Raw genomic sequence first — 25,520 nt, forward strand, 5'->3', positions numbered from 1 at the left:
GCATCTCCGCGACTATGCGCCCACTTTCGGGCGCTTTACGTGATCTTTCCAGCCCCTGGTCAGCATACTTGAGCAAGCATATGCTTGGTCGCGTGCCTGACTACCGCAACCTCATCGGCGGCGAGCTGGTACCCGCCCCGCGCATGCTGGACACGGTCAACCCCGCCACCGGCCGGCCCTGGGCCCGCATCCCCGCGTCCGGCGCCGCCGAGGCCGCCGCCGCGGTCGAGGCCGCCGGCCACGCGGTCCCCTCATGGTCGGCGCTGCCCGCCCTGGCGAGGGCGGGCTACCTGCGCAAGGTCTCCGAGGTGTTCGGCGAGCACGCCGAGGAGCTGGCCAGGCTGGAGACCCGCGACAACGGCCGCATCCTGCGCGACACGCTCAAGCGGGACCTGCCGGGCATGGCGTACCTGTGGCAGATCGCCGCCGGGCAGTGCCTCGACGCGGTCAGGGGCGACACCGTGCAGCTCGGGCCGGACGCGCTCGGGCTGACCAGGCGCGAGCCGTACGGGGTGGCCGTCTGCATCATCCCGTGGAACTCCCCCATCTCGACCTTCTCCGCGAAGGCCGCGTACGCGCTGGCCGCCGGGAACACGGTCGTCGTCAAGCCCGCCGAGCAGGCGAGCGCGTCGGTGCTGCGGCTGGGCGAGCTGCTGGCCGAGGTGTTCCCGCCCGGCGTGCTCAACATCGTCAGCGGCCTGGGCGAGGAGGTCGGCGACGCGCTGGTCCGGCATCCGGGCGTCGGCAAGCTCAGCCTCACCGGCTCCACCGAGACCGGCCAGGCCATCACCAGGGCCTCGGCGGAGGCGCTCAAGCCGATGACGTTCGAGCTGGGCGGCAAGTCGCCGAACATCGTCTTCCCCGACGCCGACCTCGACGCCGCCACCCTCGGCGTCACCGTGAACTCCGTCTACACCGGCAACGCGGGCCAGGTGTGCGTGGCCGGCTCGCGCATCCTCATCCACCGCTCCATCTGGGAGGAGATGCTCGGCCGCATCGAGCGCGCCTGCGCGGAGCTGGTGCTGGGCGACCCGCTCGACCTCGCGACGACGATGGGGCCGATCGTGTCGGCGGCCCAGTACGAGCGCGTCACGTCATACCTGGAGCTGGCCGAGAAGGAGGGCGCGCGGCTAGTCTTCGGTGGCCAGGCGGGCGCGGAGGTGGTGCCGGAGCTGCCGGGCGGCTACTGGGTGGCGCCCACGCTCTACACGAGCGAGGACAACGGGCTGCGGGTCTGCCAGGAGGAGATCTTCGGCCCGGTCGCGGTGGCCATCCCGTTCGAGACCGACGACGAGGCGCTCACGATCGCGAACGACTCCCGCTACGGGCTGGCGGCCGGCGTGTGGACGCGTGACCTGGGACGGGCGCACCGGTTCGTCCGCGACCTGCGGACCGGCACGGTCTGGGTGAACACCTTCCGCCAGATGCCTCCCGGGCTGCCGTTCGGCGGGGTCAAGGACAGCGGGTACGGCCACGACGCGGTCCTCGAGTACACCCGGGAAAAGGCCGCCATCATCAAGATTTAGTCGGATAGATTTACCCCCCATGGACGAGGGGATCATGGACCATTCCGGGCTGTCCGACGCGGCCGCGCAGTCCCGGGCCTCCGTGCTGCGCAGCCGGGCGGAGTCGTACATCGCCCTGTCGCGCCACGACGCCGCCATAGCGGACCTGACCGAGGCGATCGCGCTGGTCCCGGAGAACGCCCGCGCATGGCGGCTGCGCGGTGAGAGCCACCGGGTGATCGAGCGCCACCAGGCCGCGCTCGACGACTTCGACGAGGCGCTGAAGCTGGAGCCGGACAGCGCGTACGCGCTGGGCTCGCGCGGCCAGACCTACGCCGCGATGGGACGCCTGGAAGAGGCCATGGCGGACTTCGAGCACGCGCTCACCCTCACCCCGGACTCGTTGTGGATCCTCGAGGCGAAGGCGGACGTGCTGGTGGAGCTGGACCGGCTGGACGAGGCGCTGGCGGAGCACACCAAGATCATCTCATTGAACACGGACCTGGCGTACTCCTGGCTCGCCCGCGGCGAGCTCTACCAGCGCATGAACCTCTACAACGAGGCCATCGACGACTACACCAAGGCCCTTGAGGTGGACCCCGACTACGTACGGGCCCTCAGCCGACGCGGCGAGGCGCTGCGCATGATCGACCGCTACGACGAGGCGCTCGCCGACCTCAACCGTGCGCTGGAGCTGGACCCGGGCAACGACCGCGCGCTCGGCAGCCGGGGCGCGGTGCTGAGCGAGCTGGGCGACAACGAGGCCGCACTGAGGGACCTGGACGCCGCCATCGAGCTGGACCCCGAGTACGTCTGGGCGTTCCGGGTGCGCGGCGAGATCCACCAGGAGCTGGACCGGCACGAGGAGGCCATCGCCGACTTCACCCGGGCCCTGCACCTGGAGTTCGGCGACTGACCAGGCTCGGCGGCCGGGGCCGCGCGAAGCGGTCCCGGCCGCCCCGTCACAGCGCGAGCAGGGCGTTGACCGGCAGGCGGGCGTCCGACAGCGGCCGCATGGCGATGCGCAGCAGCGCCAGCGCGTTGTCGTCGCCCGCGATGCGGTTGGCGCTCAGCTCGCCGCACGACTGGCAACTGTGGATGATCAGCCACTCGCCGTCGCCACGGACGGAGACGCTGAGTGCCGCCATCCGGCCCCGGCAGCCCGCCCTGCGGTCACCGGGCACGCGGTGATCGACGTGCAGGCTGGTCAGGCAGTTCGGGCAGTGGTTGCGGTGCGCGGTGCCGGGCGCCGTCATGGGCACGTCGAGCCGGCAGCCGACGCAGCGGAACGCGTCCGCCGGCTCCGCGTGATGGATCTTCTTGCGTTGCTGCGGCCGCCGGCCGCCGGGTTTCCTGCGCGGCATGTCACAGATCACCGAACGCCTCGAGCGGGAACGGCGGCTGCGCCAGCGGCCTGACGGCCATGCGCATGAGGATGAGCTGGTTGTCGTCCCCGCAGATCGGGTTCGAGGTCAGCTCACCGCACCGGGTGCAGCGGTGAATGATCATCCACTCCCCGGTACGCAGCACGGCGATCGAGATGGGGATCATCCGTGACCGGCACTCGTCCTGCAGGTGCAGCGAGTGCAGGCAGCTCGGGCAGTGGTTGCGCCGGGCGCCGTCGGGGGCGTTCGCGGTGACCGTGAGGCCGCAGCGCACGCACGCGAAAGTATTGAGCAGTGGTGAATTGCCGTTGGTGGACAACCTGGGTACTCCTTGCCGGAATGGTCTTCGAAATCACGCAGCAAGGAAGCGCCCAGCGAGCCTCGCGGGGCACGCTGGTCGTACGGCCTGTCCGGTTTTCAGGGTCGTCTCGGTCAGAGGCGGGATCCGCCGGTGGCACGACTGCGAGGCGCGCTGGGCGCGGTGCCAGGCATCAAACCCTCCCCACGTGTGGCACGAGGCCACGGATACGGCATTCCACGGACGGATGGGAGCGTAACGGGGCGCGCCGCAGGATCGCCAGCCATTTTCCGCGCGACCGTCCCCCGGCGGGTTTGGCTCCGGACGGCCGTGGCAGAGGACGTACGGAACTAAAGGGGACGAAAGCCATGGGCAACCCGCAACAGCGACCACGACACCCGGAGTGATCCGACGTGACAGGCAGCCTGCAGTTCATCGGGAACGCGACCACGCTCATCCGCTACAACGGCTTCACGCTCCTGACGGACCCGAACTTCCTGCACCGGGGCCAGCTCGCCTACCTCGGCTACGGGCTGGCCGCGCGGCGGCTCACGGACCCGGCGCTGCGCGTCGAGGACCTGCCGCCGCTCGACGCGGTCGTGCTCTCCCACATGCACGGTGACCACTGGGACCGGGTCGCCCGCAAGAAGCTCGACCGGGACACCACGATCGTCACCACCCCGTCCGCCGCCCGCGCCCTGCACCGGCAGGGCTTCGGCCAGGCCGTCGGGCTGTCGAACTGGTCGGAGTACCGGCTGCACGGCCCCGGCGGCATCGTGCGGATCACCGCGCTGCCCGGCAAGCACGCGCCGGGCTTCGCCGAGTCGCTGCTGCCGCCCGTGATGGGCACGATGCTGGAGTTCTGCGGCCAGGACGAACGGGTCCAGCTGCGCCTGCACATCAGCGGCGACACGCTGCTCGACCGGCGGCTCGACGCCATCCCGCGCCGCTTCCCCGACATCGACCTGGCTCTCGTCCACCTGGGCGGCACCAAGCTGCTCGGCACCCTCATGGTCACCATGGACGGCGAACAGGGGGCGTCGTGGGTCGACCTGATCAACCCGCACACCGTCGTACCGATCCACTACGACGACTACACGGTCTTCAGCTCGCCGCTCGACGACTTCAAGCACCATATCGAGCAGGCCGGGCTCGCCGACCGGGTGGTCTACCTGAAGCGGGGCGAGACCCGCGAGCTGGCCCCGCACCGCCTCGTCCGGCAGTGAGCCGGCAACGAATCAGGTGTCGGAGCGCGCCTTGCTCGGCTGGACCCGCTTGGGCTCGCCCGGCATCTTCGGATAGTTCGGCGGATAGGGCAGGTCGCCGCGGTCGTCCTCGGCATAGAGGTCGAGCAGCGCCTCGATCGAGTACGCCGCGTCGTCGATGGCCGCGTGCACGTCGCCCACCTTCGCGAACCGGGCCGGCACCGTGCGGATGTCGAAGTCGCGCGGGTCGGCGTCGGCCAGCTCGTCCCAGGTCAGCGGGGTCGAGACGGGCGCGTGCGGTTTCGCCCTGACCGAGTAGGCGCTGGCCACCGTGCGGTCTCTGGCGTTCTGGTTGAAGTCGATGAACACCCGATCGCCGCGCTCCTCCTTCCACCACGCCGTGGTGACCAGGCTCGGGTCGCGCGCCTCGACGGCCCTGGCCAGGGCGATGCCGGCGTGACGTACTTGGACGAAGTCCCAGCGCGGCTCGATGCGCACGGCGATGTGCACGCCGCGGTTGCCCGAGGTCTTCACGAAGCCGGTCATGCCGAGCTCGGCCAGCATGTCCCTGGTCAGGAACGCCGCCTTGCGCGCCGCGTCGAACTCGAGGCCCGGCTGCGGGTCGAGGTCGACGCGCAGCTCGTCGGGGTGCTCGACGTCGGCGGCGCGCACCTGCCACGGGTGGAAGTCGATGGTGCCGAGGTTGGCGCAGTAGGCGATGGCCGCGACCTCGGTGACGCGCAGCGAGTGGGCCTTCCTGCCGCTCGGGAACGTCACCTCCACCGACTGCAGCCAGTCGGGATGCTTCGGGGGCATGCGCTTTTGGTAGATCGCCTCGGTCTGCACGCCGTCGGGGTGGCGCTTGAGGTTGGTCGGGCGGTCCTTGAGCGCCCGCAGGGCGCCCTCACCCACGCTCACGTAGTATTCGACCAGCTCGCGCTTGGTGGCGCCGATCTCCGGAAAGTAGACCTTGTCGGGATTGGTGACCTTGACGGTCCGCTCCCCCACCTCGAGCTCGATAAACGGCGATGCCATGCCCCCGAACCTACCCCTTGCGGTCAAGGACGGGCTTCAGCAGCCCTGACAGGTTTCTCCCGGCCGCCGCCCGCTTCCGTGGGCGGCGGATGGATGATCTCGGATCGCATGTCTTCTCCATGCGCGAGGCCCTGGGGAGGTTGCTTCGCGCCGGCGATCTCTCACGGGCGTCCCGGGCAGTATGGCGGTGGGACGGGGTGGGCCCGTCCCGGAGCCTCCTCGGTGGCGGGACCGAGGGCTCGACGGGACGGGCCGCCAGATCACCCTCCGCCGTTCCGGGCGCTGGCGCGCCACCCGGCCGGCCGTTCCGATCCCCAGCGGCGCCAGCACGGGCGTGGGCTGTGCCGCTCGGCGGGATCTGCGGATGATCTCACCCCTTGGCAGGAGGTGATGACACCCCCTTGCCGAGAAAGACGCGAAATTCCCTGAGAACGGATGCTTCAGCCTGCGGAGATCTCTTTTTTGCCGCATCTCGTACTCTGGAGGTATGGACAAGGTGGTCAAGAGCGAGGCCGAATGGCGGGCCCAGCTGTCTCCTGAGGAGTTCCGCGTCCTCAGGGAGGCCGGGACCGAGCGCCCGTTCACGGGGGAATACGTCGACACCAAGACCGAGGGGGTCTACTCGTGCCGCGCCTGCGGGGCCGAGTTGTTCCGCTCGGACACGAAGTTCGAGTCGCACTGCGGGTGGCCGAGCTTCTTCGAGCCGTCCGAGAGCGAGGCGGTCCGGCTCATCGAGGACCGCAGCCTCGGCATGGTCCGCACGGAGGTGCGCTGCGCGCGCTGCGACTCCCACCTCGGGCACGTCTTCCACGGCGAGGGCTACCCGACGCCGACGGACGACCGCTACTGCATCAACTCGATCTCGCTGCGGCTCGAACCCAAGGGGTGATCAGGTAACGACAGGGCGTATCGATCGTCGGCTACGGGTACGAGCACCGCGTGCGGTTTGTCCATCTTCGCCACCGGTGGGTGACGATCGAGACCATCGGGCGGGTGGTCACTCAGCGCTGCGAGGTGTGCTCGAAGACACGGGTCCGGGTCCACTGACCCGGACCCCTTCTTCCCGCTGGTCAGCGGGGGTTCGGGTAGGTGACGCGGCAGCTGCGGTCGGAGGAGCCGAGGATGTTGGCGAGCACCGGGTTGCCGTTCTCGCCGAACTCGGAGTGCACGAACACCACGGGGTTCTCGACGCCCTGCTCGTGGAGGTAGGCCAGGCCGCGCTCACACAGCCTGATGGCGGTGAGGGAGTTGTCCGCGCTCTCGGGCAGGTCGGTGTAGATGCGCAGGTAGCCGCCCACCGTGCGGACCTCTTTCAGGCGTTTGAACGCTTTATCCTTCGCGCCCCAGTTCGTGCGGAAGTACTCGGCCGCCCGGACGTCGGTGTGCCGGGAGGGGCCGTCGGCCTTGTAGTCCTTGCCGTCCTCGGCGGCCGGGCCCGCGGCCAGCACGTCCTCCGGGTTCGTGACGCCCGGCACCAGCCCGGAACTCTTGCTCGGGGCCTGCTGCTGTGGCTTGGGCGGCTCCGGCCGGCGCGCTCCCCTGCTCACCGCCTCCGCCCCCTTCGACCCCGGTGGTCTCGGGCCCGGTCGCGCCGCGCCCGTCCTGCCCTCGTGTGGCGCGCCGCCGTCCGCGGCAGGGCTCGCGGCAGGGCTCGCGGCAGGGCTCGCGGCAGGGGCGACGATCGTGCCGAGCAGCCCGTACGTGGCCGGCGCGCCGAACATCCCGTTCACCGCCAGCGCCACCACCGTGGCGCCCACGACCACGCCGGCCGCGGCCGCCGTCCGGCCCCGGACCGCACGCCTGAACGTCCCTCCGCTCCGGCGCCGCCCGGAGCGCCCCGCATGACGTCCTGCCGCGTGCCGCCCCCGCCGCCTTCCGGACCTCTCCACCAGCCCTCCAAGCCCCACCGCTGGACCGTGCGCCCCGGTCACACCTCGCCGAGCGGAGATCTCCCTGATTGTGACAAAGGGGATAGAGCACTGCAGCGAGATCGCCGATTTGGGTCTGGTTCTCTTCCCGGGGCCAGCGGACGTGGACGCCGGGAGGTGGACGCTGGGAGGTGGGCGCTGGGGAGAGCCCGCGCCCACCCGCCGGACTACGGCAGAGCGGCGACGAGCTCCTGCACCGGCTTGCGGGCGCCGGTGTAGAAGGGGATCTCGACGCGGGTGTGGCGGCGGGCCTGGGCGCCGCGCAGCGTCCGCATGAGGTCGACGATCCTGTGCAGCTCGTCGGCCTCGAACGCCAGCATCCACTCGTAGTCGTTGAGCGAGAAGCAGGCCACCGTGTTGGCCCGCACGTCGGGGTAGTCGCGCGCCATCCTGCCGTGCTCGGCCAGCATCGCCCGCCGCTCGGAGTCGTCGAGGAGATACCACTCGTAGGAGCGTACGAAGGGATAGACGCTCACGTAGGCGCGCGGCTCCTCCTCGGCGAGGAACGCCGGGATGTGCGACTTGTTGAACTCGGCCGGCCGGTGCAGCGCCATCGCCGACCAGACGGGCCTGCTGTGCCGGCCCAGCCGGGTGCGGCGGAACCTGGCGTAGACGTCCTGGAGGTCCTCGGGGGTGGGAGCGTGCCACCAGAACATGAAGTCGGCGTCGGCCCTGAACCCGGCGACGTCGTAGACCCCCCTGGTCACGACGTCCTTGCCGGCCGCCTGGTCGAGCAGCTCCTGCACCTCGGCCGCCAGGCCGTCGCGGTCGCCTGGGCACGGCTCGGTCGCCTGGAAGACCGACCACATCGTGTAACGGATCACCTGGTTGAGATCGCGGGCTTTGAGCCGCGGAGCGCCCTCTGTCATGCTGCCTATTCTGCTCTCAGGGACAGGTGGTCCAGAATCCGGGCGGCGGCCGTGCGGGCGGTGCCGATGCAGGCGGGAATGCCGATGCCGTCGTAAGCCGCCCCGCACACCGCGAGGCCCGGCTCCATCGCGACGGCCGCCCGCACCCTGGCCACCCGGTCGAGGTGGCCCACGTTGTATTGCGGCAGCCCGCCGCCCCAGCGCGTCACCCTGCTGTCCACGGGCAGGCCGCGGGCGCCCATCACGTCGGCCATCTCGGCGGTGGCCAGCGCGACCAGCTCCACGTCGTCGCGCTGCAGCAGGTGCTCCTCGCCGACCCGGCCGATCGAGCAGCGCAGGATCACCAGGTCCTTCGACAGGTGCGGCCACTTCACCGAGCTGAACGTCACCGCCTTCACCGGCCGCCGCTCCACGGGCGGCACCAGGTAGCCGCTGGTGGCGGGCGGCTCGGGGAAGGCGTCGACCGGGTAGGCCAGCGTGACGACGGCCATGCTGGCGTATTGGATGCGGGCCAGCTCGGCCGCCGCCTTGGGCGCCTCGGCCTTGAGCAGCCGGCTCGCCGCCGGGCCCGGCGTGGCCACGATGACCGCGTCCGCCTCCACCGTCTCAGGGCGCGGCACGGGGCCGGTCACCAGGCGCCAGCCGGACTCGGTGCGGTGCAGCTCCCGCACGGTGACGCCGGTCCTGATGTCGGCCTCCGACGCCTTCGCCACCGCCTCGGGCAGGCCGCCGACGCCGTTGCGCAGGGCCGTGAAGACCGGGCCCGCGTCCTTCGGCGCGTCCTCGACGAGGTGGCGGGTGGCGTTCAGCAGTGAACGCTCGGAACGTGCCACCGCCGCCACCCGCGGCATCGTCGCCTCCAGCGACAACATGTCGGCGCGGCCCGCGTAGACGCCGCCCAGCAGCGGCTCGACCAGCCGGTCCACCACCTCGGCGCCCATCCTGGCGCGGATGTAGGAGGCCACGGAGACGTCGGTGCGGACGAGCGTCGGGGGCAGGATCTGGTCGAGCGGCACGCGCAGCAGCCCGCCGGGCGAGACGATGCCGGACTTCGCCAGCTCCGCCAGATCGGCGGGCACGCCCATGACCTGGCCCTTCGGCAGGTGGCGGATGGCGCCTCGGCTGTAGACGGCGGAGCGGGTGGTGCCGGGGAAGACCAGGTCGTCGCCGAGGCCGACCGCTCTGGCCAGCTCCTTGCCCTCGGGACGGCGGGCCAGCATGGCCTCGGCGCCCGCGTCGACGCTCACCCCGGCGACCTCGGAGGCGTAGAGCTTGCCGCCGATGCGGGGGGAACCCTCCAGGACCGTCACCTCGACGCGCTCGCCCGCGCCCTGGCGGAGATACCACGCCGCGGCGAGTCCGGAGATCCCCGCGCCGACGACGACCACGTGCGCCCGTTTCCCTTCCACGCCTCCAGACGCTACCGCCTCACGCCCCCGCTCACTTGCCCGGGGCAGAAGCTCCCGGACCCAGGTAGGGGCTTGCGCTTCCGGATGCGCGCGCTTCCTCGCGGCGAGCAGCCGATGCGTGGACTACGGCGAGCGCAGCGGGTCTCGGACACGCGTCACGGCGCCCCGCCCGTGGGGGTTGCCGCAAAGGCTTGAAGGCTCAGGGGCGTCAGGCGTGTTCGTGGACCAGGTCGGTGAGGCGCTTGAGCTGGTCGGGGTCGGTGGAAGGGAGGACGCCGTGGCCGAGGTTGAAGACGTGGCCCTCGGCGGTGGCGCCACGGCGGAGGACTTCGCGGGCCTTCCTCTCCACGACCTCCCACGGCGCGAGCAGGATGGCCGGGTCGAGGTTGCCCTGCAGGGCCTTGCCGGGGCCGACGCGGCGGGCGGCCTCGTCGAGGGGGACGCGCCAGTCGACGCCCACGACGTCGGCCCCCGCCTCGCCGAGCACGCCGAGCAGCTCGCCGGTGCCGACGCCGAAGTGGATGCGCGGCACCCCGGCGACGCCTTCGAAGATGCGCCTGGTGTGGGGCAGGATGAACTCGCGGTAGTCGTCGGGTGCGACGGCCCCCACCCACGAGTCGAACAACTGCACGGCGGAGGCGCCCGCGGCGATCTGGATGCGCAGGTGCTCCAGCACGATGTCGGTCAGCTTCTCCATGAGCGCGTGCCACAGCTCGGGCGCCCCGTACATCATGGCCTTGGTGCGGTCGTGGTTCTTGGAGGGGCCGCCCTCGATGAGGTAGGAGCCGAGGGTGAAGGGCGCGCCGGCGAAGCCGATGAGCGGGGTGGAGCCGAGCTCGGCGGTGAGCGCCTTGATGGCCTCGGTGACGTAGGGGACGTCGCCGGGCTCCAGGGGGCGCAGCGCGTCGAGGCCCTTGGCGTCGCGGATGGGGTCGGCGACGACGGGCCCGACGCCCGGCTTGATGTCGAGGTCGATGCCGATGGCCTTGAGCGGCACGACGATGTCGCTGAAGAAGATGGCCGCGTCGACGCCGTAGCGGCGGACGGGCTGCATGGTGATCTCGACGATCAGCTCGGGGGTGGCGCACGCCGTCAGCATGGGCACGCCCTCGCGGACCTTGTGATATTCCGGCAGCGCACGTCCGGCCTGGCGCATGTACCAGACGGGGGTGTGCGGGACGGGCTGGCGGCGGCAGGCGCGCAGGAAGGCTGACTCGGCGAGGTTCACCTCACCAGGGTGCCATGTGGGGAGCGCGGTCAGGACACGGGTCCGAGGTGTCGGAAAAAGATGCATTGGACACCCCAAATCATGATCAGATAGCCAGATGAAGGTTTACCGGTCTGCTCGGCATCGGCATCCCCCACGGGTCCACCACACCCCATGCCCGCCCAGAGAGCCGGTCTCGACTGGGCCAAATGTTCCCCAAGCCACCGCGCGGCACCGATTCATCGACCACTTTCAGGACACGCCGAGCGCGTTGCGGGGAATTGTCAGCCGCTCATGCCAACGTCGGAGCCACGACCCGAAGAAAGGCCCCGGTTCGATGACTCGTGCGATGACCGCGTTGTGGAGTTCCCCAGAGCGCCGCAGTGAGCGCTGCCCGACCTGCGCCGGTGAGCGGCCGTTCGAGCAGCCGCCGTGCCTCGACGGGCACGAGCCCGGCCAGTGCCCCGAGTGGGCCTGCGTCGAGTGTGGTCACGCCCTCGTCTTCGGCGCCGCTGAGACCATCCGCCCGGTTCGCCAGCTGGTTACGGCAGCGGCTTGATCACGAAGGATGAGCACCCCCGTGGTCCCCTTCCGCCCGTCTTCGACCTACGCTTCGGCTATGACGCTCGGTGACCAGCCGCCGCCTCCCGCCGTGTTCGCACGGGCCGCGGAGAGCATGCGGCTGGCCGGGGTGCGGCCGGAGATCGAGCTCGAGGACCTGCCCGCTCCCCAGCGGCTGGCCCCCTACTCGGCGGCCATCGGCGCGTCGGTCTACCGCGACGACGACGAGCTGGCGGTCGGCCGGCTGATCCTCCTCTACGACCCCGACGGCCAGCGCGGCTGGGAGGGGCCGTTCCGGCTGGTGGCCTACGTCAGGGCCGACATGGAGCCGGAGATCACCTCCGACCCGCTGCTCGGGCCGGTCGCGTGGAGCTGGCTGACCGAGGCGCTCGACGCCCACCAAGCCGACTACTCCGCCGCCGGCGGTACCGTGACTAGAGCCGTGTCCGAGGGGTTCGGCAACAAGGCCGACGATCCGGTCACGACCGAGCTGGAGTTGCGGGCGTCCTGGTCACCCGCGCAGGAAGATCTGTCCGGCCATGTCGCCGCTTGGTGTGATCTGATGTGTCTGGCTGCGGGCATCCCGCCGCTCCCGCCCGACGTGGCCGCCCTGCCCCGTCGACGTGATGATCCGGAGAGTGACCGAACGAAGTGAGGGCACCAGTCAACACAGCACCTACGTCATGAGGTCGGTGAACTCATGACAGAAGAACGCACCGTGGAGCCGCTGCTGGAGCCGCGGGAAGGCATCCCTCCCGTCGTCGCCGACGCGGCCGGGCTGGCCGAGGTGGTGGAGAGGTTCGCGGCGGGCAGCGGCCCCGTCGCCGTCGACGCCGAGCGCGCATCAGGCTACCGCTACGGCAACCGCGCCTACCTCGTGCAGCTGCGCAGGGCGGGCGCGGGCACCGCGCTGATCGACCCGATCGGCTGCCCCGACCTGTCCGCGCTCGACGAGGCCGTGTCCGGGGCCGAGATCGTGCTGCACGCCGCCTCGCAGGACCTGCCGTGCCTGCTGGAGGTCGGGTTCAGGCCGCGGACGATGTTCGACACCGAGCTGGCCGGCCGGCTGCTCGGCTATGAACGGGTGGGCCTCGGCACGATGGTCGAGACCGTGCTCGGCCTGCGGCTGGAGAAGGGCCATTCGGCGGCCGACTGGTCCACCAGGCCGCTGCCCGAAGACTGGCTGCGGTACGCCGCGCTCGACGTGGAGGTCCTCGTCGAGCTGCGCGACGTGCTGCACCAGGAGCTGGCCGAGACGAAGAAGCTGGAGTGGGCGCGCGAGGAGTTCGCCGCCGTGCTCAACACCCCGCCGCCGGCGCCGCGCGCCGATCCCTGGCGCCGTACGTCGGGGATCCACAAGGTGCGCAACGTGCGGGCGCTGGCGATCGTGCGCGAGCTGTGGACCATGCGCGACCGCATCGCCCGTGAGGCGGATCTGGCGCCCGGACGGGTGCTGCCGGACGCGGCGATCGTGACGGCGGCGCTTGAGGGCCCGCGCACGAAGAAGGCGTTGACCGAAATTTCGGCATTCACCGGGCGCAGTGCCCGCCGGCACATGAGCGACTGGCTCGCCGCGGTCGCCCGCGCCCGCAACCTGCCCGACAGCCAGCTCCCCCAGCCCAGCACCCCGGGCGACGGCCCGCCGCCGCCCAACCGCTGGGCCGACCGCGACCCGGCCGCCGCCAAGCGGCTGGCCGCCGCCAGGGCCGTGGTCACCGCGCTGGCCGACGAGCACCACATGCCCACGGAGAACCTGCTGCAGCCCGACGCCGTACGCAGGCTCACGTGGGAGCCGCCCGACGTCATCACCGACGAGAGCGTGACCGAGCGGCTGCGCGGGCTCGGGGCCCGCGAGTGGCAGCTCTCCCTCACCGCCCACCCCATCGCCAAGGCCCTGGCCCGGCTGGAGACCCGCGGCGAGGCATAGCCCCGGCCCCCGGGTGGCGAACCCCACCCGGGCCCGAGGCCCCTCCCCACCCGAGCCCGAGGCCCCTCCCCACCCGAGCCCGAGGCCCCTCCCCACCCGAGCCCGAGGCCCGTCCCCACCCGGGCCAACGCCCGGAACTTATCCGAGCCCAGAGGCCGCCACGCCGTGGCCCGATTCGGGCCTTCGGCCTGCCGTGACCGGGGATCATCCGGGCGCAGGGGGCGGCGCGGCGGGGCCGGGGCTCTTGACGCCCTTGGTGGGACGGCCTTACCGTTCGGGAAAGCGCTTTCCACCTGTTGTGCCTGAAGGGATCCTCATGAGCGTGCGCACCATCGGCGTCGTGATGAACGGCGTCACCGGACGGATGGGTTACCGCCAGCACCTGGTCCGTTCCGTCCTGGCCATCAACGAGCAGGGCGGCGTCACGCTCTCTGACGGCTCCAGGGTCGCCCTCAAGCCCGTCCTGGTCGGCCGTAATGCCGACAAGCTTGCAGATATAGCTACGAAGCACGATATTTCGGATTTCACCACTGACCTCGACGCCGCACTCGCCGACGACGCCAACCTCATCTACTTCGACGCCCAGGTCACCAGCGCCCGCGTCAAGGCCGTGCTGAAGGCCGTCGAGGCCGGCAAGCACATCTACGCCGAGAAGCCCACCGCCGAGTCGACCCAGGAGGCGCTCGCGCTGGCCGAGGCCGCCGCCGCGAAGGGCGTCAAGAACGGCGTCGTCCAGGACAAGCTCTTCCTGCCCGGCCTGCTCAAGCTGAAGCGGCTGATCGACGGAGGCTTCTTCGGCCGCATCCTGTCGGTGCGGGGCGAGTTCGGTTACTGGGTGTTCGAGGGCGACTGGCAGGAGGCGCAGCGCCCGTCCTGGAACTACCGCTCCGAGGACGGCGGCGGCATCGTGCTCGACATGTTCCCGCACTGGCACTACGTCATGGAGAACCTGTTCGGCCGGGTGCAGTCGGTCTATGCGCGGGCGGTCACGCACATCCCCTCGCGCGTGGACGAGCAGGGCAACGCCTACCAGGCGACCGCCGACGACGCCGCGTACGGGATCTTCGAGCTGGAGGGCGGCATCGTCGCGCAGATCAACTCCTCCTGGGCGGTCAGGGTGAACCGGGACGAGCTGGTCGAGTTCCAGGTGGACGGCACGCACGGCAGCGCCGTCGCGGGCCTGCGCAACTGCCGCGTCCAGCACCGCTCGGCCACGCCCAAGCCGGTCTGGAACCCCGACCTGCCCGCCACCGCGCGCTTCCGCGACGGCTGGCAGGAGGTGCCGGACAACGCCGAGTTCGACAACGGGTTCAAGGTGCAGTGGGAGCGGTTCATCCGGCACGTGCTGGAGGACGCGCCCTTCCCGAACGACTTCGCCTCGGGCGCGAGGGGCGTGCAGCTGGCCGAGCTGGGGCTGCGTTCCAACGCCGAGGGCCGCAGGATCGAGGTGCCGCAGCTGTGAGGATCGAACTTCCCGGATTCGGGTCCTATCCCCTGCGCGAGCAGGCGACCTGGCCGGTCGAGAGCGCGCCGGCGCGCGGGCGCATCGCCTACGCCGCCGCGCACGTCGTCGCCGACCCCCTCGGTGACAACACGCCGGGCTCACCGGCCGCCGTGGACTGGGACGCGACCCTGCGCTTCCGCCGCCATCTGTGGTCGCACGGGCTGCGGGTGGCCGACGCCATGGACACCGCGCAGCGCAACATGGGTCTCGACTGGGCCGCGACCCAGCAGCTGATCAGGCGCAGCGCCGCCGAGGCCCGCGCGTTCGGCGATCCGGCCACGCTCGTCTCGTGCGGGGCGGGCACCGACCACGCGCCGGGCGCCGCCGACCTCGACGCGATCACGCAGGCGTACGCCGAGCAGATCGAGACCGTGCAGTCGGCGGGCGCGGGCGTGATCATCATGGCCTCCCGCCAGCTCGCCGCGGTCGCCTCGGGCCCGCAGGACTACCACAGGGTGTACGGCAAGCTGTTCGGCCTGGCCGGCCGTCCGGTGATCCTGCACTGGCTGGGCGAGATGTTCGACCCGAACCTGGCCGGCTACTGGGGCTCGCCCGACGTGGACGCGGCCACGAACTCGTTCCTGGAGCTGATCCACGCGCACGCCGGGCAGGTGGACGGCGTGAAGGTGTCGCTGCTGGACGAGGACCACGAGGTGCGGTTGCGCGCCGAGCTTCCCGAGGGCGTCAAGCTCTACACCGGCGACGACTTCAACTACCCGTCGCTGATCAAGAGCGGCTCCCACGCGCTGCTCGGCATCTTCGACGCGATCGCCCCGGCCGCCGCGGCGGCGCTGCGCACCCTGGACGCCGCCGAGTCGGCCGATGACGCGGCCGAGCGGGAGCGGCTGCTGACGGCGTACGACGAGATCCTGGCCCCGACCGTCACCCTGTCGCGCAAGATCTTCGAGGCGCCGACCTACCACTACAAGACCGGCATCGTCTTCCTGGCCTGGCTGAACGGCCACCAGGACGCGTTCGCCATGGTGAACGGCGCTCAGTCGGCGCGCTCGCTGCTGCACCTGTCGGAGGTGTTCCGCCTGGCCGACCAGGCGGGGCTGCTGGCCGACCAGGAGCTGGCCGTGCGCCGGATGCGGGCGCTGCTGGCGGTGAACGGCCTGTGAGCCTGTCGCTGAACCAGTGGACGACCCGGCGCTGGTCGCTGGCCGAGGCGGTGGACGGCTGCGTCCGTCACGGCCTGGAGGCGATCGGGCTGTGGCGGGAGAAGGTCGAGGAGCAGGGCCTCGCGGAGAGCGTCAAGCTGGTCCGCGCGGCCGGACTGCGCGTGTCGTCGCTGTGCCGGGGCGGCTTCCTGACCGCGGGCGGCCTGCCCGGCGAGGAGGGCAGGACGGCCTTCGCCCGCGCCCTGGACGACAACCGGCGGGCCATCGACGAGGCGGCCGAGCTGGAGGCATCCTGCCTGGTGATGGTCGTGGGCGGCCTGCCGGGCGTGCGACCGGGTGAGGCGCTGCCCGAGGGCTTCACTCGTGACCTGGCCGGCGCCCGGGAGCGGGTGGCCGAGGCGCTGGCGGAGCTGGCCCCGTATGCGGGCGAGCGCGGCGTCAAGCTGGCGCTGGAGCCGCTGCACCCGATCTACTGCCCCGACCGGGCGGTGCTGTCCACGCTCGGCCAGGCGCTGGAGCTGAGCCTGCCCTACCCCGAGGAGCAGGTCGGGGTGGTCGTGGACACCTTCCACGTCTGGTGGGACCCGCGCCTGGCGGAGGACGTCGCGCGGGCGGGCAGCAGGATCGCGAGCTACCAGGTGTGCGACTACCTGCATCCGCTGCCGGCGGACGTGCTGCTCGGGCGGGGGATGATGGGCGACGGCGTGATCGACTTCCCGCCGATCACGCGCGCCGTCCATGCCGCCGGGTACGCGGGCGACGTCGAGGTCGAGATCTTCAACGCCGACGTCTGGGCCGCCGATCCCGATGAGGTGGTGGCCACGATGAAGGCCCGCTACGAGGAGCTGGTGCTCGCCTGACGGTCAGGAGAGCGTGACGGTGCCGGCGGCGCCGTTCACCGTGATCTCCTGGCCGCTGCCGACGCGGTGGGTGGCGTCGGGAACGCCGACGACGGCGGGGATGCCGTACTCCCTGGCCACCACCGCGCCGTGCGACATGGCGCCGCCCATCTCCATCACCAGCCCGCCCGCCGTCAGGAACAGCGGCGTCCAGCCGGGGTCGGTGGAGGGGCAGACGAGGATCTCACCCGGCTCCAGGTGGGCGCCGTGCGGGTCGAGGACGACGCGGGCGGTGCCGGTGACCGTGCCGGGCGAGGCGGGCGTGCCGGTGAGCGCGCCGGGGTCGGCGGTGGCGGCGGCGAGCGCCTCAGGCTCGGTGCCGTCGGAGAGCAGCACCCTGGGCACGTGCCTGCGGCGCCGCTCCCGCTCGTGCGTCGCCCGCCGCTCGGCCACCAGCTCCCGCAGGTCGCCGCCCTTCAGCGCGTCCCTGGTCTCGCGCAGGTCGAGGAAGAACACGTCGTCGGCCCGGTCGAGCACGCCCAGGCCCACGAGGTGCTCTCCCACCACGAACAGACTGCGCCGGACCGCCGCGAGCGTCTTGACCAGGTAGAACTTGGGCAGTTCGCGCAGCCCGGCGTAGTGGCGGGTGCGGCCGAGCGCCCACCGCACGAAGGGGGCGCGCCACCGCGCGCGACGTCCGGCCCGCGCGGCCAGCTCGCCGATCCTCCGCTTCGCCTCCCGCGTGCCCTTCTCGAACAGCTCGGCCGGGGTGAGCCCGCCGTCCATGCGCAGGTAGTTGGCCAGCACGCCGAGGAGGTGGCCGGGCTCCTCGGACCAGCGCGGCACGCCGACGTCGATCTCGGCGACGCCGCGGTGACCGTATCTGGCGAGGAACGCGGTGACCTCGCGCTGGGCGACCGGCGGCAGCTCGCCCGCCTGGAAGCGGCGGACCAGCTCGGAGACCGGCAGCTCGCGGAACGGCTCAGGCTCGACGCGGGTGGCGAGGTGCCACAGCTCCAGGTCCATCTCGGTGGTCGGGTTGTGGGGCACGCTGCGCAGGACGTCGCTCATCTGCTCCAGCGGGACACCCGACAGCCGGGCCGACAGCGCGTAGAGGGCGTAGCCGGTGATCGCGGTCGGCATGGTCCTGATGATCAGCGGGAACAGCCGGGCGAGCACGTGCTGGGCGTGGTCGAGGCGCTGGGCGGGGGTGGCGGAGGCGGGCACGTGCAGGCGCCGGTCCAGCTCGGCGCCGATCGCCACGCTGTGGGCCAGGGCCCGGCGCGGGCTGGTCAGCGCCACCCAGAAGCGCACGGGCAGCCGCAGGTTGGCGGCGAAGCGCAGGAACCTCCGCAGGAACGGCCGCACGGAGCCGCGTGCGGGCGCCAGTCGCGGGTCCTCGAACAGGCCCTGCATGATGCTCACGGCCCTGGCCTCGCCGAGCGTCAGCGCGCGCGGCAGGATGGCGCGGCCCGGCCTGCTGCGTACGGCGGCGGTGATGTCGAGCCAGGCCCGCCCGCCCGACACCGCCATGAACCCCGCGCCGTCGAGCGGGTCGGCGGGCGCGTTCCCGGCCAGCCCGGCCCCGCCCGCGCTGATCAGCCGGAACGCCGCCACGCCCATCGGCGTCAGCGGCCCCATGACGCCCTGCACGACGTTGACCGACAGGTAGACCCGCAGCCCCGGCCGCGTGGTCTCGGGCAGGGGGTAAAGCGTGGTGATGGGCCTGGCCTGGGTGAGCCAGAGCGTGCCGGCGGCGTCGATGGCCCACTCGGTGTCCTGAGGAGCGCCGTAGTGGTCCTCGACGCGGGCGCCGAGACCGGCCAGGCGGCGTACCTCGTCGTCGGTCAGGCACAGCTCGCCCTGAGCGGTCTCGACACGTTCCGTGCCGCCGCCCGGCACCGGCCGGATGGCCAGCGCCTTGTCCCCGGCGCTGCGTTCGAGGACGCGGCCGTCGCGGAAACGGAAGCGGTCGGGGTTGACCGCGCCGGAGACCACCGCCTCGCCGAGCCCGGGGCTCGCGTCGATGACGATCTCGCGCCGCCGCCCGGTGACGGGGTCGGCGGTGAACATCACGCCCGCCACGCGGGCGTCCACCATCTCCTGGACGACCACCGCGAGCCGGACTGCGGCGTGGTCGATGCCGTTGGACTCGCGGTAGGAGACCGCGCGGTCGGTCCACAGCGAGGCCCAGCAGCGGCGTACGGCCGTTAAGAGCGCCTCCTCCCCCACCACGTTGAGGAAGGTGTCCTGCTGGCCGGCGAAGCTGGCGAACGGCAGGTCCTCGGCGGTGGCGGAGGAGCGCACCGCCACCGGCACGTCGTCCCCGAGCTCCCGGTACGCCCCCGCGATCGCCGCCCGCACGTCCTCCGGCATCGGCGCCTCCAGCAGGTGCCGCCTGGCCCGCTCGGCCGGCGCGGGGCCGCCGGTGTCGAGCCCTTCCGCGACCCGCCGGTACGCCTCCGTCGTGAGCACCCACCCGGGCGGCACCGGCAGGCCCGCCCCGGTCAGCTCGCCCAGGTTGGCCGCCTTGCCGCCCACCTCGGCGAGCATCCCCGTGTCGATCTCGGCGAAGCTCAGGATCGTCTTCATCGCGTGTCCCCCTGCCGTCCGGCGTCCTGCTCCCAGTGTCACGCTTTCCCGGCAAGAATTCAACACGCGATGAATCTAGATCTCCAAGGGGGCCCCGTCCAGGTTCCAGGAGGGGTCCACCGGCACGCCCAGCGCGCCCAGCGCCGTCGGGGCCACGTCCACCAGCCGGGGCGCGCCGAGGGCGCGTCCGCCCAGGTCGTGGCCCAGCCGGTTGAGCACCACGAAGACCGTGCGCTCCTCATCGGAGGTGCCGCCGTGGCCGCCCGCGTCCACGTGACCGTGGTCGGTGGTGACCAGCACCGTCCAGCTCTCGGAGGCGTAGGAGGGGCGGGCGCGGATCGTGTCGAGCAGCCGGCCGAGCTGGGCGTCCTGGGTGTGCAGGGCGGCGGCGTACTCGGGGCAGTGGGGGCCGAGCGCGTGGGCGACCTCGTCGGTGTCGCCGAGGTAGACGAAGACGGCGCCCGGGTCGCCGTCCGCCAGGTGGCGTACGGCCGCCGCGGTCACCTGGGCGTCGGCCGCCGACCAGCCGACGGTGTAGCCGTCGAGCACGAAGCGGTGGCCGATCGCGGGGCCGAACGCGCCGTGCTCGGCGAGCGCGTCCCAGGAGAAGAAGGCGGCGGTGGCCAGGCCGGGGCGGGCAAGGGCGGCACGCGTCAAGAAGTCCGGATATTTCAGGAAACGGGGGTCTGTGAACGCGTTGTCCACGACGCCGTGCTTGTCCGGCCAGACGCCGGTGGCGATCGACGACCAGCCAGGCCCCGAGTCCGTACGCGACGCGATCACCCGCCCGGCCTCCACCGGCTCGGGACTCTTGGGGACGACCTCGCCGGGCGACTCCGTACGCGGCGTGCCGGCCTCGCCGTACGGGAGCTTGCTGGTGCCGTACGCACCGGAGGACATCAGGCCGGTCAGGACGGGGGCGCCGAGCGCGACCAGCCGGTCGTAGCGGAGCCCGTCCATACCGACGACGAGCACCTTGTTGTTCAGAGCGGACATGCCCCCAACTCAACACCACCGACATGCCCGGCATGCCACCGGAAGGCGGTCAGGAGGAGAAGCGGCGCACCCAGCCGGCCGCGCCCGGCAGGATCTCCTCGACCGGCGCCACCTGCGGATACCAGGTGCGCTCCCACTCCAGCGACACCCACCCGTCGTAGCCGGCCGCGCGCAGCAGCTCACCCGCCTCCTCCAGCGGCACCGTGCCCGTGCCCATGGGCACCGGGGTCGTGTCCTGCTCGGAGACCGCGTCCTTGACCTGCACGTATGCGAGGTGGGGGCCCAGTTCGGCCAGCGTGCGGGCGGGCGGCTCGCCGTGCCGCCACGGGTGCAGCAGGTCCCAGATCGCGCCGGTCGTGCCGGGGCAGGCCGCCTCGGCGAGCAGCGCGGCCACGGCGGCGCCGGTCGCCATCGCGTCGTGCGTCTCGACCAGCACGCGGCGGCCCAGCTCGGCGGCCGTACCGGAGACCGCCTTGAGCCGGCGGGCGCCCACGGACGGGTCGCCGCCGCGCGGGAACACCCGCACGCCGGGCGCGCCGAGATCGGCGGCGAGGCGCAGGTCGGCGAGGAGCGCCTCGATCGCCGGCTCGTCCGGCCCCGGCTCGCAGATGCCGACATAACCGGCGAGCGCGGAGATCTCCAGACCCGCCGCCTCGATCCGCTCCCGTACGGACGCCCGCTCCCGCGCGTCCAGCCCCGCGTGCACCCCGGTGTCGGGATGCAGCCGCAGCTCCAGCCCCTGGCACCCATGCCCCGCGGCGATCTCGATCGCCCGGTCGAGGTCCTCGCCCGGCATGCCCAGCGTGCTGACCGCCAGCCTCACGGCATCCTCCTGACGCTCTCGCGGAGCACGACCTCGCCGGCGACCTCCTCGACCACCACCGGGTCGGTCTCGTTGAGCGCCAGTTCGAGTGCGCGTGCCCCCATGTCCTGCAACGGCAGCCGTACGGTGGACAGCGCGGGCACGTGATCACGCAGTGTCACGATGTCGTCGAACCCGGCCACCGACACGTCCTCGGGCACCCGCACCCCCCGCTCCCTGCAGGCCGCGAGCGCGCCCACCGCCATCACGTCGTTGACCGCGAACACGCAGGTGGCGTCGCCGACCTGCTGAGCCGCGGTGTAGCCGCCGTCGCGGTCGAAGGGCCCGTGGATGATCTGCGGCGCGGGCAGCCCCAGCTCGGCGAGCGCCGCGGCGAACCCGGCGCTGCGGTCGGCGGCGGTCACCAGGTGCGGCGGCCCGGCCAGCACCGCGAACCTGGTGTGGCCCAGCCCCGCCAGCGCCCTGGCGAGCTCGGCGGCGCCCTGCCGGTTGGCGGGCGCGACGGTGTCGACGCCGAGGAGGTCCTGTCCGACGCAGGCCGCCCGGCCGCCGCCCGCCTGGTAGCGGGCCAGCTCGTCGCGCAGCCGGCCGGTGACGGCGGGGTCGGCGACCCGGGAGCCGACGAGCAGCACGGCGCGCACCCGCTGGGCGTGCAGTGTGGAGAGGTAGGCGATCTCCTGCTCGGGGTCGCGGTGGGTGGTGCCCACCATGACCAGCAGGCCGTGGGTGGCCGCCGCGCGCATCGCGCCGTCGGCCAGGGCCGCGAAGTAGGGGTCGGTCAGGTCGTGCACGACGATGCCGATGACGTTGCTCGCCCCTCTGGCCAGTGTCTGGGCGGCGATGTTGGCCCGGTAGCCGAGCTCGTCCGCGGCCCGCTCGACGCGTGCCCGGAGTGTCGCGCCCACCTGGCGGGTGCTGCCGTTGAGCACCCGCGAGGCGGTCGCGAGCGAGACGCCCGCCTGCTTGGCGACGTCCTCAAGCGTGACCACGAGACCTCCCGGTAAGCGGTTTCCCTAGCTGCCTGGCCGGCACCTGGACCCGCATACTGCCATGTCCTGGGCCGGCGGCAACAGGATGCCCCACCGGGAAGGCGGCTCTCCACTCCGGCTCTTGAAGCGCCCTGGAGCCTCCGGGCCCGCCCTCCGGGAGGAGGCGGGCGGGCAGATCAGAACCAGGGGAAGAGGATGTCGAGCAGGCCGCCGCCCTTGTCCTCCTGCACCGGCGCCTGGGTCGCCGACTCCACCGGGTTGTCGGAGGTCGACTCCTGCGCGTTGTCCTGCTGCTGGGAGCTGGAGTCGTTCCTGTTCGCGGTCGTGTTGTCGTCGATGCGCGACGGGCCGTCGTCCGACTGACGCTCGGGCTCGCGGGTGGGCCGCTCGGTCTTCTCCTGAGCGTCCTGCTCCCCGCGCTGCGCCCTGGTCGGGGTGTCCGACGGCTCCCGGGTCGGCCGCTCGCGCGTCTGCTGCTGGGCGGGCGGGTTGCTCGCGGTGGGCCGGTTCGGCTGGCCGGCCGTGTCGCCCGTGTCGCCGGTGTCAGCGGTGTCGGTGGTGTCGCCGGTGTCGTCGGTCGCCTCGTCCGTGGGCTCGGTCTCCTCCGCGACCGGCGCCTCCTCCTCTTCCTCGGGGGCGGTGTCGGTCGGCGAGGACACCTCGCCGGCGCTGGCGCAGGAGGCGCCCGCGCACGGGTCGTCGGAGGAGGTGCCGGTGAGCATCCAGCCGGCGCCGACGCCGAGCAGCACCACCGCGGCCGCCGCGACCAGCAGCAGCCTGGTACGGCGGCGCACCTCGCCCTCGCCGTCACCGGAGTGCCCGTCGTAGGAGCCGCGCGAGCTCCTGGGCTCCCGGGGCTCGCGGGCGTCGTCGGAGTCGTCGGTCCAGCCGGAGCCGAGGAAGCCGCGCTTGGGCCGGTCGTCGTCGGCGTCGTCGTCGCGCGTGGGGTCGTAGCCGCGATCGAGCGGCAGGTACGCGTTGTCGTCCTCGATCGCGTGCGGTCCGCTGTAGTCGTCCACGCGGTTGTAGTCGTCCGCGCGGTGCGGCCCGCTGTAGCCGTCGATGGGCTGCGGTCCGCTGAAGTCGTCGGCGGCCAGGTCGTACGGTCCGCTCGGCCCGCCGAAGTCACGCCCGCCGAGCACGTCGTCCGCCGCGCCGTAGCCGGCGTAGTCACGCGAGCCCGCGTCGCGGTCGTCCTGGTCGTAGCCGGCGTAGTCACGAGAGCCCGCGTCGCGGCCGTCCTGGTCGTAGCCGCTCAGCACATCGTTGCCCCCGCCGAGCACGTCGTGCCGGTCACCGCCGGAGCCGAGCACGTCGTGCCGGTCACCGCCGGAGCCGAGCACGTCGTGCGAGTCGTCCAGCACGTCGCGCGGCGGGTCGTCGAGCACGTCACGTCTGCTCGGGTCCGGCAGGATGTAGGTCTCGTTGCCGCTGACCTGGATGGCGGGCTGCTCGTCGGTGTCATCGGTGCTCCACCGCGGAGACAGCACGTCACCCGTCATCAACTCCGGGTTCAACGACCTACCCTGCCCATCGTCGTACGGCCTGTCGTTCTCGTCGCGCGCCACGGGGAACCTCTCTAGTGCGTATTCGGACCGCGCCCCTTCCTACCACTACTTGTCCGGATATTTCACTTGTTTCGCTAAAACTACTCTCCGTAACATTCGCCCCAAAGGTGTTTCTGCGTCCCACTGCGCGGGTATGGCGATCTGATCGTCCGGCCAATCCCCGTTCCCCGCCGATCGTTCGGAACGAGCTCAAAGGCAGGGATTCGTACTGGTGTCGACGACCTTGTCCTTGAGCGAGTCGGGAATCGCCGACAGCACGCGGACCCCCGGCCAGTCCTTGCCGATGACCAGCTGGACGACCGGCCCCTTAGGCATCTTGGCCGGCGGCGTCTTGGCGGTGTACGGCTGCGAGACCGTCGCCTTGACCTTGCCCTGCACGGGCGTGCGCTTGTCCTTCGACAGCCGGGCCGCCACCGCGTCACCGTAGGCCGGGCCGTCGGCGGCGTCCTTCTTGGCGTACCTGATGGTGGTGGTCGGGGTGGGGGCGGCGTTGCCGACCTGCGTCACCACGAACCCCTGAGCGGCGAGCGCGTCGGCCACCTGCAGCGCCTTGCCCTCCTCGCCGGTGGCGTTGAGCACCTGCAGCCGCACCTGCTCGCGCTTGACCTCGGGCGCGGCGGACTTGCCCGGCGTGGGCGCCTTGGTGACCTCGACGTCGTTGCGCACGCTCTCGAAGAAGTCGCGGGCGGCCGGCTCGGCGAACTGCACGCGGTTCTTGTCCTGCGGCCACGGCTCCGTCGGCACAGTGATGCCCTTGAGCTCCTTGGCCGTCATGCCGCGCACGCTGTTGGCGATCTCCAGCATGCGCTCAAGGGTGAGCCCCTCGTCCACGGTCACGGACTTGGTGGCGGCGCGCAGGAAGTCGTTGAGCCCGGCTGGGTCGGTGAGCAGGCCGCCGTCGGTGATCTTCTTCATGACCTGCTGCAGGAACACCTGCTGGCGCTGGATGCGGCTCAGGTCGCTGCCGTCGCCGAGCGCGTAGCGGGTCCGTACGTACCCCAGCGCCTGCTCGCCCTTCACCACGTGCTTGCCGGCGCCGAGCACCAGCTTGGCCTTGGGGTCGTTGACCGGCTTGGGCAGGCAGATCTCGATGCCGCCGATGGCGTCCACGATGCCCTTGAAGCCGGTGAAGTCGACCTTCACGAAGTGGTTGATCTTGATGTTGGTGAGGGACTCGAGGGTCCGCGCCGTGCACTCGATGCCGCCCTCGTTGAAGGCGGCGTTGATCTGCTTGATCCCGGCCGGCAGCACGCCGCCGTTGCGTCCCTGGCATTCCGGGACCAGCACCATGGAGTCGCGCGGGAAGCTGATCATGGTGGCGTTGTCCCGGTTCGGGGAGATGTGCAGCAGCATGATCGTGTCGGTGCGCTCGCCGAGGTGCTGCGACTGGGGACCGTACTTCTTGTTGTCGCCCTCGCGCGAGTCGGAGCCCACCAGCAGCACGTTGAGCGCGCCGGTCTCGGGCGGGCGGCTCTTGCCCACGTTGAAGGGCCGGCGGTCGATGCCGCTGTCGAGGTAGCGGTAATAGGCGTAGCCGCCGATCGTGGCGATCACCAGCACGAGGGTCAGCGCCACGCTGACCCAGCCGAGTGGAGTGAGCGGGTTCTTGCGGGGCTGCGACCTGCGCCTTTCGCCCGATGGCGGGGGCGGCGGCGAGGGCGGGGGCGGGGGCGGGGGCGGGGGCGGCGGCGCCGACCGCCGCCCCAGGACCCCCGCCTACGGCCGGTACCGCCTGCCGGTAAGCCCTACCCGCCGTGTC

The 25,520-nt window shown here is 72.0% G+C and carries 22 protein-coding genes; 9 read left to right on the forward strand and 13 right to left on the reverse strand.

Annotated elements, in window-relative coordinates:
• The first annotated feature begins 92 nt into the window (after positions 1-92).
• Entirely contained in the window at positions 93-1,526 is a 1,434-nt protein-coding gene (locus ABZW11_RS36745) for an aldehyde dehydrogenase family protein (protein WP_355427753.1), read from the forward strand.
• A gap of 19 nt (positions 1,527-1,545) precedes the next feature.
• The gene (locus ABZW11_RS36750) at positions 1,546-2,421 is read left to right on the forward strand and encodes a tetratricopeptide repeat protein (RefSeq protein WP_355427756.1); all 876 of its coding nucleotides are present in this window, start codon (positions 1,546-1,548) and stop codon (positions 2,419-2,421) included.
• 46 nt (positions 2,422-2,467) lie between these two features.
• Here the strand turns inward: ABZW11_RS36750 and ABZW11_RS36755 are convergent, their stop codons facing one another.
• Entirely contained in the window at positions 2,468-2,869 is a 402-nt protein-coding gene (locus ABZW11_RS36755) for an RNHCP domain-containing protein (RefSeq protein WP_355427759.1), read from the reverse strand.
• A gap of 1 nt (position 2,870) precedes the next feature.
• Complete coding sequence (locus tag ABZW11_RS36760) at positions 2,871-3,209, reverse strand: RNHCP domain-containing protein (RefSeq protein WP_355427762.1); 339 nt, start codon at positions 3,207-3,209, stop codon at positions 2,871-2,873.
• Between the two features lie 392 nt (positions 3,210-3,601).
• Between ABZW11_RS36760 and ABZW11_RS36765 the strand changes: the two genes are divergently transcribed.
• Positions 3,602-4,414, forward strand: coding sequence for an MBL fold metallo-hydrolase (locus ABZW11_RS36765; protein ID WP_355427765.1), 813 nt, complete (start codon positions 3,602-3,604; stop codon positions 4,412-4,414).
• A gap of 12 nt (positions 4,415-4,426) precedes the next feature.
• Here the strand turns inward: ABZW11_RS36765 and ligD are convergent, their stop codons facing one another.
• Complete coding sequence (gene ligD / locus ABZW11_RS36770) at positions 4,427-5,428, reverse strand: non-homologous end-joining DNA ligase (RefSeq protein WP_355427768.1); 1,002 nt, start codon at positions 5,426-5,428, stop codon at positions 4,427-4,429.
• 487 nt (positions 5,429-5,915) lie between these two features.
• Between ligD and msrB the strand changes: the two genes are divergently transcribed.
• On the forward strand, positions 5,916-6,317 hold the full coding sequence (gene msrB / locus ABZW11_RS36775) for a peptide-methionine (R)-S-oxide reductase MsrB (RefSeq protein ID WP_355427771.1): 402 nt from the start codon (positions 5,916-5,918) through the stop codon (positions 6,315-6,317).
• A gap of 181 nt (positions 6,318-6,498) precedes the next feature.
• On the opposite strand, the gene ABZW11_RS36780 is transcribed toward msrB, so the two are convergent.
• The 4 genes from ABZW11_RS36780 to hemE form a co-directional block, all read right to left on the reverse strand.
• On the reverse strand, positions 6,499-7,317 hold the full coding sequence (locus ABZW11_RS36780; RefSeq protein WP_355427774.1) for a hypothetical protein: 819 nt from the start codon (positions 7,315-7,317) through the stop codon (positions 6,499-6,501).
• Positions 7,318-7,523: 206 nt separating this feature from the next.
• Positions 7,524-8,225 carry a hydrogen peroxide-dependent heme synthase gene (hemQ, locus tag ABZW11_RS36785; protein ID WP_355427777.1) on the reverse strand — a complete coding sequence of 234 codons (702 nt, stop codon included), beginning with the start codon at positions 8,223-8,225 and terminating at the stop codon, positions 7,524-7,526.
• Positions 8,226-8,230: 5 nt separating this feature from the next.
• Positions 8,231-9,634, reverse strand: a complete 1,404-nt coding sequence (gene hemG / locus ABZW11_RS36790; RefSeq protein ID WP_355427780.1) for a protoporphyrinogen oxidase — start codon at positions 9,632-9,634, stop codon at positions 8,231-8,233.
• A 208-nt stretch (positions 9,635-9,842) separates the two neighbouring features.
• Positions 9,843-10,862: a uroporphyrinogen decarboxylase gene (hemE, locus tag ABZW11_RS36795; protein ID WP_355427783.1), complete on the reverse strand. Its 1,020-nt coding sequence runs from the start codon at positions 10,860-10,862 to the stop codon at positions 9,843-9,845.
• 598 nt (positions 10,863-11,460) lie between these two features.
• Here hemE and ABZW11_RS36800 point away from each other — a divergent pair.
• The 5 genes from ABZW11_RS36800 to ABZW11_RS36820 all read left to right on the forward strand — a co-directional run bounded on the left by ABZW11_RS36800 (position 11,461) and on the right by ABZW11_RS36820 (position 16,814).
• Complete coding sequence (locus ABZW11_RS36800) at positions 11,461-12,057, forward strand: DUF3000 domain-containing protein (RefSeq protein ID WP_355427786.1); 597 nt, start codon at positions 11,461-11,463, stop codon at positions 12,055-12,057.
• A 45-nt stretch (positions 12,058-12,102) separates the two neighbouring features.
• Complete coding sequence (locus ABZW11_RS36805) at positions 12,103-13,329, forward strand: ribonuclease D (protein WP_355427789.1); 1,227 nt, start codon at positions 12,103-12,105, stop codon at positions 13,327-13,329.
• 316 nt (positions 13,330-13,645) lie between these two features.
• Positions 13,646-14,791, forward strand: a complete 1,146-nt coding sequence (locus tag ABZW11_RS36810) for a Gfo/Idh/MocA family oxidoreductase (protein WP_355427791.1) — start codon at positions 13,646-13,648, stop codon at positions 14,789-14,791.
• A complete protein-coding gene (locus ABZW11_RS36815; RefSeq protein ID WP_355427794.1) occupies positions 14,788-15,954 on the forward strand; it encodes a dihydrodipicolinate synthase family protein in 1,167 nt (388 codons plus the stop codon). The genes ABZW11_RS36810 and ABZW11_RS36815 overlap by 4 nt, the downstream gene beginning before the upstream one ends.
• Positions 15,951-16,814, forward strand: a complete 864-nt coding sequence (locus ABZW11_RS36820) for a sugar phosphate isomerase/epimerase (RefSeq protein WP_355427796.1) — start codon at positions 15,951-15,953, stop codon at positions 16,812-16,814. Before ABZW11_RS36815 ends, ABZW11_RS36820 begins: the two co-directional genes overlap by 4 nt.
• Positions 16,815-16,817: 3 nt before the next feature.
• On the opposite strand, the gene ABZW11_RS36825 is transcribed toward ABZW11_RS36820, so the two are convergent.
• The 6 genes from ABZW11_RS36825 to ABZW11_RS36850 all read right to left on the reverse strand — a co-directional run bounded on the left by ABZW11_RS36825 (position 16,818) and on the right by ABZW11_RS36850 (position 25,336).
• Positions 16,818-19,385 carry a PEP/pyruvate-binding domain-containing protein gene (locus ABZW11_RS36825; RefSeq protein WP_355427799.1) on the reverse strand — a complete coding sequence of 856 codons (2,568 nt, stop codon included), beginning with the start codon at positions 19,383-19,385 and terminating at the stop codon, positions 16,818-16,820.
• Between the two features lie 75 nt (positions 19,386-19,460).
• Positions 19,461-20,381, reverse strand: a complete 921-nt coding sequence (locus tag ABZW11_RS36830; RefSeq protein WP_355427801.1) for an alkaline phosphatase family protein — start codon at positions 20,379-20,381, stop codon at positions 19,461-19,463.
• Between the two features lie 49 nt (positions 20,382-20,430).
• Positions 20,431-21,204 (reverse strand): sugar phosphate isomerase/epimerase, encoded by a 774-nt coding sequence (locus ABZW11_RS36835; RefSeq protein WP_355427804.1) that lies wholly within the window; start codon positions 21,202-21,204, stop codon positions 20,431-20,433.
• Positions 21,201-22,193 carry a LacI family DNA-binding transcriptional regulator gene (locus ABZW11_RS36840; RefSeq protein ID WP_355427806.1) on the reverse strand — a complete coding sequence of 331 codons (993 nt, stop codon included), beginning with the start codon at positions 22,191-22,193 and terminating at the stop codon, positions 21,201-21,203. The genes ABZW11_RS36835 and ABZW11_RS36840 overlap by 4 nt, the downstream gene beginning before the upstream one ends.
• 176 nt (positions 22,194-22,369) lie before the next feature.
• Positions 22,370-23,710, reverse strand: coding sequence for a hypothetical protein (locus ABZW11_RS36845; RefSeq protein WP_355427809.1), 1,341 nt, complete (start codon positions 23,708-23,710; stop codon positions 22,370-22,372).
• A 240-nt stretch (positions 23,711-23,950) separates the two neighbouring features.
• Entirely contained in the window at positions 23,951-25,336 is a 1,386-nt protein-coding gene (locus tag ABZW11_RS36850) for an LCP family protein (RefSeq protein ID WP_355427812.1), read from the reverse strand.
• Positions 25,337-25,520: the final 184 nt, after the last annotated feature.

It is taken from the genome of Nonomuraea sp. NPDC004580 (assembly GCF_040609855.1).
In the GTDB taxonomy this organism is placed as follows: Bacteria; Actinomycetota; Actinomycetes; order Streptosporangiales; family Streptosporangiaceae; genus Nonomuraea; species Nonomuraea salmonea.